This window comes from Campylobacter sp. RKI_CA19_01128 (assembly GCF_025771175.1).
Classification (GTDB): Bacteria; Campylobacterota; Campylobacteria; order Campylobacterales; family Campylobacteraceae; genus Campylobacter_D.
Genome location: NZ_JAKMPU010000013.1, coordinates 25,815 through 35,297, shown reverse-complemented (window position 1 = coordinate 35,297; position 9,483 = coordinate 25,815). Strand labels below are relative to the sequence as shown.

Below are 9,483 nucleotides of genomic sequence, written 5' to 3'. Positions count from 1 at the left end.
AGTTTTAAATAATTAACTAAACCCTTAATGGGTTTAGTTTAGCTGATGAAGGATTTTAAGCAAACTCCATCTACATTTAATTCATAAGCTTTTTTCAGGTTATTTTTTAAAGTATCAAGCAAAAATAAAATTTTAGAATCAAACATATAAAACTCGGCCATCTTTGATGCAATTTTTGCCAAATTTTCATCTTTTATTAAAATGTATTTTGCACCCAATGCATTAGAAAGTAAAATTTCTTCTTCGTTTTTAACAAAAATACCAAAATCTACTTTTTCATCTTTTGCATTTTTAATAACCGATTCATCATATTCAAAACAATTCACATTAGTTTTGATAAAAATATTTTCATAATGACTAAATTTTTGCATATTTATCAAAGGATGTCCAAAAATTAACATAGCTTTTCCTTTACTTTTAAAAGACAATAATTTCTAAAACCACGGTTGAAAATTTTATAATCTTTCATTCCTTGTAGTTCATCATAAACCTCGCTACCTTTATAAAGCAAAAATGAAGTTTTTTCATCATAAAAACCATTTGAAATTTCAATCAAAGGTTTTATATCCATCAAAGCCCTTGATGTGATTAAATCTACTTTGAAAGGTGGATGATTTTGTAATTTTTCTTTTATGATATTTATATTTATCAAATTAAGCTCAGTTTTAATCACTCTTAAAAAAGAAGCCTTTTTAACACTGGGCTCAAATAGAAAAAAATTACTATTTTCCAAAATACATGCTAAAAATATTGCAGGAAAACCAGCCCCACTTCCAACATCAACAACCTTTTTTTTATCAGTCAAATCACAATAGTCTAAAATTTTTATACTATCAATAATATTGTCGTCTATGTTTTCAAGATGAGTTAGATTATGCACAGCATTAAATTTTTTTAACAACTCTTTATAAAGCGCGATTCTTTGGTAAAAATCATCTTTATTTGCAAAATCTTTTAAAAAATTTAATTGCTCTTCATAAATTTTCAATTTAAATGCCCCATTTGCGTATGTTTAATTTCCAAATAATCTTTATTAAAACGATTTGCTTCAATTAAAATAGGAATTCTTAAATTTACTTTTCCTTTTAAAGAGCTAAGTTTTTCAGGATTATTAGTCAAAAGATTAATCTTAGTAATCTTATAATGTTTAAGTATAAAATCTACTATTTCATAACTACGCTCATCTGCTTTAAATCCTAATTGATGATTTGCCTCTATAGTATTAAAACCTTTATCTTGTAAAGCATAAGCATTGATTTTATTAAAAAGTCCTATGCCTCTTCCTTCCTGTCTTAGATAAATCACCATACCACCATGCTCTTGGATATATTTTAATGAAAAGTCAAGTTGCTCACCGCAATCACATTTTAAACTTCCTAAAACATCACCTGTTAAACATTCTGAATGGATTCTAATATTAACTTCTTTTTCTAATTTTCCTTTAAAAATACAAAGATGTTCTTTGTCATTTTCTTTAAAACTTTGTATATTAAATTCTCCAAAACGAGTGGGAAGTTTTGCTATTTCAGAAATTTGAATAGTCATTATTTTCTTCACCTTTTTACAAAAAATATGCTAGAATTTAAGCAATTTTAACAAACAAAAAGGAAATTTATGTTTAAACGCTTTAGAAGATTAAGACTAAATGAGAATATTAGAAGTCTAGTAAAAGAAAATACTTTAAATTTAGATGATTTAATCTACCCCCTTTTTGTTGTAAATGGTACTAATATTAAAAATGAAATCACATCTATGCCAGGTGTGTTTCAAATGAGCTTAGATGAAATTTTAAAAGAATGCGAAGAACTAATTAGTCTTGGCATTAAAGCTATTATTTTATTTGGTGTGCTAGAAAGTTCTAAAAAAGATAGCTGTGGAAGTGATGCATTGAGCGATGATGGTTTGATTGCTACAAGTCTAAGAGCTATTAAGGCAAAATTTCCTAATTTAGTAGTGATTACCGATCTTTGTTTTTGTGAGTATACTGATCATGGTCATTGTGGTATTATTGATCCAAAAAGCAAAAGTGTGGATAATGATTTAACTTTAGAAATTTCAGCCAAACAAGCTCTAATTCATGCCAAAAATGGCGCTGATATGATAGCACCAAGCGGTATGATGGATGGCATTATTGAAACTTTAAGAAAAACTTTAGATGAAAATGGTTTTGAGAATTTACCTATTATGGCTTATTCTACTAAATTTGCCTCAGCTTATTATGGACCTTTTAGAGATGTGGCTGATTCTGCGCCAAGCTATGGGGATAGAAAAACCTATCAAATGGATTTTGCTAATGGTAAAGAAGCCTTATGCGAGAGCTTAGAAGATGAAAAACAAGGTGCTGATATTTTGATGGTTAAACCAGTACTTGCGTATTTAGATGTAGTTAAAGATATAGCAAATCATTCCAAACTTCCACTTTGTGTGTATAATGTAAGTGGTGAATATGCTTTATTAAAAGCAGGTCAAAAAGCAGGCGTGATTGATTATGAAAAAATAGTACTTGAAACTATGCTTGCATTTAAAAGAGCAGGAGCTAAGCTTATCATAACTTATCATGCAAAAGAAATTGCAAAATTATTAAACAAGGAGTAAGATTGGATAGTCTAAGTAAAAAAAGTTCTCAAGATATCATTAATGAATTATCAAATTATTTGGGTATAGAAAAACACAATCAAACCATATTTCATCTAACTCATATAAACGAAAAAGAAAAAAAATTAAGCTTAAAAAATGGCCATGAATTAGCACCTGAACCATGGTTTATAGTAGATGAAAATGGCGAAGTTAAAACTATGTTTTCAGTAAAAACCCTAATTGAGTTTTTACAAAATGCCAAAGAGGTGCAAAAAGATAATTTTGAACTCAAATTAGAAAAGGCTATTTATCAACAAATTCCTATTGATTTTAACGATGTTTGGACAGTTGCTATGGATGAGATTAAACATCAAGTTGCCAAAGGCGTAAAAGAAGTAAATATTGATTTAGATCAACTAATTAGCAATATTCATACTAAACATCCTAATTTGTTTATTAATATGAAAGAAATGATGCAAAAGGTAAAACCAAATGAAAGATTATAAAAGCTTTGTTAAATACTCCAAAGCAGGCCCAAGATATACATCTTATCCTACTGCAGTGGAGTTTAACACTCAGTTTAAATATGAAGATTATATACAAATTTTAAAAGATCAAAAAGCGCAATTATCTTTGTATTTTCATTTGCCTTTTTGTAGAAGCGCTTGCTATTTTTGTGGTTGTAATGTAATATATACTGCTAAAGAAGAAAGCAAAGAAAGATATTTAAATTATCTTTTTAAAGAACTTGATCTTTTAGCAAATATCATCAACACCCAAAGAGAAGTAGCTCAAATGCATTTTGGTGGTGGTACACCTACATTCTTTTGCGCCAAACAATTACAAAGTTTGATTTTAAAAATTAAAAGCATTTTTCCAAATTTTACCCAAGATAGTGAAGTAAGCTGTGAGATTGATCCTAGATTTTTAAATGAAGAACAAGCTGATGTTTTGATTCAAAATGGTTTTAACCGTATTAGTTTTGGCGTGCAAGATTTTGATGAAAAAGTTCAAAAGGAAATTCATAGAATTCAACCTTTTGAATTAACCAAAAATGCAGTAGATATGGTAAGAAAAAAGGGAATTAACTCAGTAAATATGGACTTAATCTATGGTCTTCCTTATCAAAGCCTAGAAAGTTTTAAGCAAACTTTAGAAAAAGCATTACTAATCAATCCTGATCGTTTTGCTATTTTTAACTATGCACATGTGCCTTGGCTTAAAAAAAATATGAGAAAATTTGATGAAAGCACATTACCAAGCCCTGATGTAAAACTTCAGATTTTAGAATACTGTGAAAAATTTTTAACTCAAAATGGTTATAAAATGATAGGAATGGATCATTTTGCAAAACCACAAGATGAACTTTTTAAAGCTTTAGAAAATGGTAGCTTGCATAGAAATTTCCAAGGCTATACTACAAAAGGTGGAACTGATTTAATTGGCATTGGCTTAACAAGTATAGGCGAAGGACAAAGACATTATATGCAAAATTTCAAAGACATGCCAAGTTATGAAAAAGCTATTGATGAAGGTAGATTACCTTGTGAAAAAGGTATTATGCTTGATGATGATGATGAATTAAGAAAAGCTGTTATTATGGAACTTATGAGTAATTTTGCACTTAATATAAAAAATATAGAAAATAAATTTAAGATTGATTTTTTTGAATATTTTAAACAAGATTTAAAAGAACTTGAAGAACTTGGCGAATTTGTCACTATAGATAAAAACCATATCAAGGTTAATGAAACAGGAGTACTTTTAATACGTAATATTGCTATGTGTTTTGATAAATATTTAAAACGCATTAGCGAAGACAAAAAAGTATTTTCTAAAACGGTTTAATATGCTAAATGTTAATGAAATTTCTAATGCTTGCGTAAAATGTGGCAAATGCATACCAGTTTGTACTATACACGAGATAAACCGCGATGAGAGCACTTCTCCTCGTGGTTTTTTGGATTTAATTAGTGCTTATAAAAATCAAGAACTAGAACTTGATAAAAATCTTAAAAAAACTTTCGAATCATGTTTTTTATGCACAAATTGCGTTGAAGTTTGTCCAAGTCATTTAAGAGTAGATAGTGCTATTGAAAAAGCGCGCTTTGATATAGCTCAAAAATTTGGCATAGCATGGTATAAAAAGCTTGCTTTCTTTTTTTTAAGACACAGAAAGATTTTAGATATCTTAGCAAGATTAGGCTATGTTTTTCAAAGTTGTGCTTTTAGCTTGCAACATAAAAATTTAGGAATGAAAGCTAAATTTAGCCTACCATTAATCAAAAAAGACCGCTTATTGCCTTCTTTAGCTAAGAAAAGTTTTTTAGCCTCTAATCCTGATTTTATAAACAATCAAGGCGAAAAAACTATAGGACTTTTTATAGGTTGTTTATCTAATTATTCCTACACTAATACAGGTTTTGCCTTGCTTGAAATTTGTAAACATCTTAAAATTAATGTAGATTTATTAAAAAATCAATCTTGTTGTGGTGCTCCTCATTATTTTACCGGAGATTTTAACAGCGTAGAAAAATTAGCTAAAAAAAATATCATTTATTTTGATGAAAAATTAAAAACACTAGATTATATCATTATCCCAGAAGCGACCTGCTCTGCGATGATTAATATAGACTATGAACATTTTTTCCATATGCAAAATGATAAAGAATGGGCAATAAGAGCTAAAAATATTTCCAGTAAAATACTACTTGCAACAAAATATTTTTATGAATACACTAATTTAGAAGAACTTTTAAAAACAAAGAAAAAAATAAATACAAAAATAACATATCATGATCCTTGCCATGCAAGAAAAATGCAAGGAGTTTTTAAAGAACCAAGAGCTTTACTAAAGCAAAATTATGCTTTTAAAGAACTTATCAAGTCAAATGAGTGCTGTGGTTTTGGTGGAGTTAGCATGCAAACTGATCATTATGAAAAAGCTTTGCAAGTTGGCATAAAAAAAGCTCAAAACATACAAAAAAGTAATGTAGAAATCATTAGCGCAGAGTGCTCAGCTTGTAGAATGCAAATTTCAAATGCATTAGAGCATGAAAAAATTTCCACAAGATTTTTACACCCATTAGAACTTATAGCTAAAACACTTCAAGATTAAAACTAATCTTGATGTTTAATATCTTCAATATTTGACCTATTTTTTTCTATTAAAATTCTATTTTGTTCTATGTTTTCACTATTTTTCTTGCATTCATTTTTTAAAATCTCTATATTTTTATACAAAATCTTTATTTTTCTTTCATAACGATTAATCAGCAAAAACACTATAAATAAAAATAAAATTAAAATAGCCCAATTTAAAAATGCCATATTTATCCTTTCTTTAGATATATTAGTACTTTTTATCTTAAATTACAATTCTTTTTAAATTTGGAGAAAGTTTTACTAAAATTTCATAATTAATAGTATTAAAAAAGTTGGCCATAACATTTGCATCATTTATAACACAAATCACCTCACTATCATTCTCACAAGAAAAGCTATCCATAGACATTTTTCCAAGTATTTTTTTACCATTAGGAAGAAAAAAATCTTTTTTACCATCATAACGCAAAAGCCCATCAGCATAACCTAAATCATAAGTTGCTATTTCTATATCTTCTTTTGCACTATACATTCCACCATAACCAACACTTTGACCTTTTTTTAACACTCTTTGGCTTAATTTTTCAGCCCATAAACTCAAAACCCTACGCAAGTCTTTACTAAAATGCGCATAACCAAATTGTACAAGCCCTACTCTACAATACTCATCATCTTCTAAAATATTTGCTCTAAATAAAGCTTCAGAATTATGAGAATGAAATACTAAGTTCTTAGCCTCTTCTTGTAATAAATCATAAATTAACTTTTTAGCGTGTTGAAATTTTTGTTTTTGCACAAAATAACTTGCATCTACTTCATCACTTCCTGCAAAATGCATCATCACTCCATGAAGTATCAAATTATTACTTTTTAACCCTTGCATCACTTCTTGAATTTCTTCAAGCAAAATTCCATTTCTATGCATGTTTGTATCTATGACTAAATGAATTTTTGTATTTTTTTTAAGCTTTTTTATGTCATTTTTTGCATTTAATGCATAAATAAATTTTTCACTTTCATTACCATGTGGATGATGAGATAAAATTAAGATATTATCAAAAATATTTTCAAGCTCTTTTGCTTCGTCTTCATTTTTTACGGCTATAAAATTTATACCTTTTGCTCTAGCTATAGGAGCTAAAAGTTTAGCTCCATGACCATAAGCATTATCTTTAAAAACACAAATTACTTTTTCATAACCTCCAGCCTTAGAGGCTATTAGGTCAAGATTATACTCATAAGCTAAGCGATCGATTTTTATATAAGCCATTATTGTTCAGCTAAAATTTGCATTTTATCTTCAACTAGCTTAACATAAAGAACTTTTTCTCCTTTGAATTTATAATTAGTACTACGATAATCTTCATAAAATCCTATTCTAAAAATCTTCTCATTTTTTTCATTTGGATAAGGACTTATGCTAAGATCTGAAAATTTAATAGTTTTTTCTTCTTTTTTAGCAAAAATTCTTTGTTTGTTTTTTGCAAACTGCTCATATGAAAATTTATTTTTATGCTTGAATATTTTTTGATCATAAAAAGATAAGTATTTGTCAATGTCACTTTTTTGCCAACTGTCTTTCCAAGCAAATAAATTTGCTAACAAAATAGCAACTTCTTCATGGTTTGTTCTTACTTTATTTTTTTCCTCTGTCATTGCATATGATTTTCTATCAGCGACTAATTTATTAAAATCTTCTAGTAAATCATTTTGTACAGCAATACAACCTCTAGTTTTATAAGTATCTAAACGCGTTCCATCTAAAGGATATCCATGAATCCAAATTCCACCACCTGTTTTACCTAAAGTTTTATCTAAAACGTTTGGATAAGTTGTCGCAAAAGCAAATGGTCCATAATATGGGTCACCAGGATAAAATTTCTTTCCAAGCTCATAAAAACCTATAGGAGTTTTTAAATCCCCTTCTATTTCTTTATCTCCAGCCAAACCAGTTAAAACATCTTTTTGAATAAATTTCTTTTCTACTTTTCCATCATTATAATGATAAACTCTAATGATTTTATCGCTTTTATTAGTCAATACAATAGCTACATTTTCTTCGTAGTAACCAAGGCTAACATTTTTATCTTTTATCTCATCAAGCCAAAAATCTTTCTTGCTTAATTCTTGCTCTAACACCTTTTCAACTGCATCAATACCTTGATTTAAATAAATTTTTGCAAGATCACTTGCATTTACAAATACAACCAGACTAAATAATACTAATATAGTTTTAAACAATTTATACCTTTCTATTAAAATTTAAAACAACAAAGAGATAATTATAATATTTTTACAATAAATATATTTTTAATTTTTTCCGTGTATAATGTTTATGATTGACTAAAAAATATAAAGGAATGATAATGAAAAAATTACTTAGTTTAGCTATATTAAGCACCTTTGCTATTGCAAATGAAATCACTATAAATGATCCTTATGTTAGACAAACTCCGCCAAATTCTAAAACAACAGCAATTTTTTTAGAGCTTAAAAATAATTCTGATAAAGATATAAAACTAATAAAAGCTCAAAGCTCATTAAGTGATACAACCGAAATTCACGATCATATCATGGAAAATGGTAAAAAAATGATGGTGCAAATCCCTCAAATTACTATAAAAGCCAATTCAAGCGCTGAACTTAAGCCAGGTGGCATGCATATTATGATACTAAATCTTAAAGAAAATATCACACCTCAAACCAAAGCTAATTTAACACTTTATTTTGATGATAATAGCACAATTGAACTAAAAGATATCAAGTCAAGAAGCATTAAAAAATAATGAAAAATCTACTTATCTTTGCCCTAGCTATAATCTTTGCTATATGCGGGGCTTATTTTTATACTAATTCAACAAATTCTGGAAAAAAAAGAGAGTTAATCACCACTCTAACGCCTTTAGCATGCGATCTAAACATCCAAGAGTGTGAGTATAATTTTAAAGATAAAAAAGTCTTGATAAATTTAAATCCAAAGCCTATAGCTACACTAAATGAACTTGATTTAAATATCACTAATTTAGGTGAGTTTAAAAAACTAAACGCTAGAGTTTATGGGCTTAATATGTATATGGGAGATATTGTTCCACAATTTAAAAAAATCAACAACACTTATCATGCTAAATTAGTTTTAAGTTCTTGTACACTAGATGTGATGCGTTTTAGAATAGAACTTTTTGATGATGAAACTCCGCTAGATTTTTATTTTGACTTTGATGTAAAAAGGTAAAATATGAAAAAAATAAATATTTTTTTATTAATTGTGGTAATTTTTGGGGTGTTTTTTATATCAGTGCAATATTTTGAAAATAACAAATACAATTTTCACTTAAATTCTGAAAAAGGCATGCTTGGTTTAAAAGATTTTATCGGTAAAAAATTGATTGTATATTTTGGTTATACATATTGTCCTGATGTTTGTCCTAGTGAGCTTGCCTTGATTGCTAATGTTTTAGAAAAAATGCCAAATAAAGAAAAAGCTCATGTGGTGTTTATCTCACTAGATCCAGCAAGAGATAGTAATCTAACTCAAACTAGTCAATGGGTAAAATATTTTTATCCAAATTCTACTGCTTTAGTTGCTAAAGATGAAAAAGAATTAGAAAAAGTTACTAAAAACTATGGTGTGGTATATGAAAAAATTAATCTTAAAGATTCTGCCATGGGATATTCTATAGCACATAGTGGTGAATTTTATCTGATCGATGAAAATGGAAAATTTATTAAAACCATAAAAGATATTAGTTATGAAAGCTTTTTTAACGAAATTCAAAAATTCTTAAACGAATAAATTTTTAC

Annotated in this window: 13 protein-coding genes; 7 read left to right on the top strand and 6 right to left on the bottom strand. The window is 27.9% G+C overall.

The features are described from left to right. Positions 1–38: 38 nt before the first annotated feature. Genes L8U98_RS07605 through ribA form a run of 3 tightly spaced genes read right to left on the bottom strand, consistent with a single transcriptional unit; the run spans position 39 to position 1,545 of the window. A complete protein-coding gene (locus tag L8U98_RS07605) occupies positions 39–401 on the bottom strand; it encodes a hypothetical protein (RefSeq protein WP_263683245.1) in 363 nt (120 codons plus the stop codon). Beyond that, positions 395–982 carry a 16S rRNA (guanine(527)-N(7))-methyltransferase RsmG gene (gene rsmG / locus L8U98_RS07600; RefSeq protein WP_412175049.1) on the bottom strand — a complete coding sequence of 196 codons (588 nt, stop codon included), beginning with the start codon at positions 980–982 and terminating at the stop codon, positions 395–397. The genes L8U98_RS07605 and rsmG overlap by 7 nt, the downstream gene beginning before the upstream one ends. A gap of 2 nt (positions 983–984) precedes the next feature. Next, positions 985–1,545, bottom strand: a complete 561-nt coding sequence (ribA, locus tag L8U98_RS07595) for a GTP cyclohydrolase II (protein ID WP_173776863.1) — start codon at positions 1,543–1,545, stop codon at positions 985–987. A gap of 69 nt (positions 1,546–1,614) precedes the next feature. Between ribA and hemB the strand changes: the two genes are divergently transcribed. Genes hemB through L8U98_RS07575 form a run of 4 tightly spaced genes read left to right on the top strand, consistent with a single transcriptional unit; the run spans position 1,615 to position 5,695 of the window. Further along, on the top strand, positions 1,615–2,595 hold the full coding sequence (gene hemB, locus L8U98_RS07590) for a porphobilinogen synthase (protein WP_263725389.1): 981 nt from the start codon (positions 1,615–1,617) through the stop codon (positions 2,593–2,595). A 2-nt stretch (positions 2,596–2,597) separates the two neighbouring features. Continuing rightward, complete coding sequence (locus L8U98_RS07585) at positions 2,598–3,083, top strand: DUF2603 domain-containing protein (protein ID WP_263664194.1); 486 nt, start codon at positions 2,598–2,600, stop codon at positions 3,081–3,083. Continuing rightward, positions 3,070–4,425, top strand: coding sequence for an oxygen-independent coproporphyrinogen III oxidase (hemN, locus tag L8U98_RS07580; protein ID WP_263664195.1), 1,356 nt, complete (start codon positions 3,070–3,072; stop codon positions 4,423–4,425). The genes L8U98_RS07585 and hemN overlap by 14 nt, the downstream gene beginning before the upstream one ends. Before the next feature lies 1 nt (position 4,426). Beyond that, complete coding sequence (locus tag L8U98_RS07575; RefSeq protein ID WP_263725390.1) at positions 4,427–5,695, top strand: (Fe-S)-binding protein; 1,269 nt, start codon at positions 4,427–4,429, stop codon at positions 5,693–5,695. A 2-nt stretch (positions 5,696–5,697) separates the two neighbouring features. Here L8U98_RS07575 and L8U98_RS07570 read toward each other — a convergent pair whose 3' ends face one another. The 3 genes from L8U98_RS07570 to L8U98_RS07560 are packed head-to-tail and all read right to left on the bottom strand — an operon-like array spanning position 5,698 to position 7,938. After that, positions 5,698–5,907, bottom strand: coding sequence for a hypothetical protein (locus L8U98_RS07570; protein ID WP_263725391.1), 210 nt, complete (start codon positions 5,905–5,907; stop codon positions 5,698–5,700). A gap of 37 nt (positions 5,908–5,944) precedes the next feature. Next, positions 5,945–6,952: an alanine racemase gene (locus tag L8U98_RS07565; RefSeq protein WP_263725392.1), complete on the bottom strand. Its 1,008-nt coding sequence runs from the start codon at positions 6,950–6,952 to the stop codon at positions 5,945–5,947. Continuing rightward, positions 6,952–7,938 carry a L,D-transpeptidase family protein gene (locus L8U98_RS07560; RefSeq protein WP_412175032.1) on the bottom strand — a complete coding sequence of 329 codons (987 nt, stop codon included), beginning with the start codon at positions 7,936–7,938 and terminating at the stop codon, positions 6,952–6,954. Before L8U98_RS07560 ends, L8U98_RS07565 begins: the two co-directional genes overlap by 1 nt. Before the next feature lie 110 nt (positions 7,939–8,048). Here L8U98_RS07560 and L8U98_RS07555 point away from each other — a divergent pair, with 110 nt between their 5' ends. From L8U98_RS07555 to L8U98_RS07545, 3 genes are read left to right on the top strand one after another with little or no spacing between them, the layout of a single operon-like run. Beyond that, positions 8,049–8,468, top strand: a complete 420-nt coding sequence (locus L8U98_RS07555; RefSeq protein ID WP_039668649.1) for a copper chaperone PCu(A)C — start codon at positions 8,049–8,051, stop codon at positions 8,466–8,468. Further along, positions 8,468–8,914 carry a hypothetical protein gene (locus L8U98_RS07550; protein WP_263725393.1) on the top strand — a complete coding sequence of 149 codons (447 nt, stop codon included), beginning with the start codon at positions 8,468–8,470 and terminating at the stop codon, positions 8,912–8,914. Before L8U98_RS07555 ends, L8U98_RS07550 begins: the two co-directional genes overlap by 1 nt. Before the next feature lie 3 nt (positions 8,915–8,917). Further along, entirely contained in the window at positions 8,918–9,475 is a 558-nt protein-coding gene (locus tag L8U98_RS07545) for an SCO family protein (protein WP_263725394.1), read from the top strand. The last annotated feature ends 8 nt before the right edge of the window (positions 9,476–9,483 follow it).

Excerpts from the sequence above, each read along its gene's own strand:
- L8U98_RS07570 (WP_263725391.1), bottom strand. The coding sequence starts at position 5,907 with ATGGCATTTTTAAATTGGGCTATTTTAATTTTATTTTTATTTATAGTG.
- hemN (WP_263664195.1), top strand. The coding sequence starts at position 3,070 with ATGAAAGATTATAAAAGCTTTGTTAAATACTCCAAAGCAGGCCCAAGA.
- L8U98_RS07575 (WP_263725390.1), top strand. The coding sequence starts at position 4,427 with ATGCTAAATGTTAATGAAATTTCTAATGCTTGCGTAAAATGTGGCAAA.
- L8U98_RS07565 (WP_263725392.1), bottom strand. The coding sequence starts at position 6,952 with ATGGCTTATATAAAAATCGATCGCTTAGCTTATGAGTATAATCTTGAC.
- ribA (WP_173776863.1), bottom strand. The coding sequence starts at position 1,545 with ATGACTATTCAAATTTCTGAAATAGCAAAACTTCCCACTCGTTTTGGA.
- hemB (WP_263725389.1), top strand. The coding sequence starts at position 1,615 with ATGTTTAAACGCTTTAGAAGATTAAGACTAAATGAGAATATTAGAAGT.
- L8U98_RS07605 (WP_263683245.1), bottom strand. The coding sequence starts at position 401 with ATGTTAATTTTTGGACATCCTTTGATAAATATGCAAAAATTTAGTCAT.
- L8U98_RS07550 (WP_263725393.1), top strand. The coding sequence starts at position 8,468 with ATGAAAAATCTACTTATCTTTGCCCTAGCTATAATCTTTGCTATATGC.
- L8U98_RS07555 (WP_039668649.1), top strand. The coding sequence starts at position 8,049 with ATGAAAAAATTACTTAGTTTAGCTATATTAAGCACCTTTGCTATTGCA.
- L8U98_RS07545 (WP_263725394.1), top strand. The coding sequence starts at position 8,918 with ATGAAAAAAATAAATATTTTTTTATTAATTGTGGTAATTTTTGGGGTG.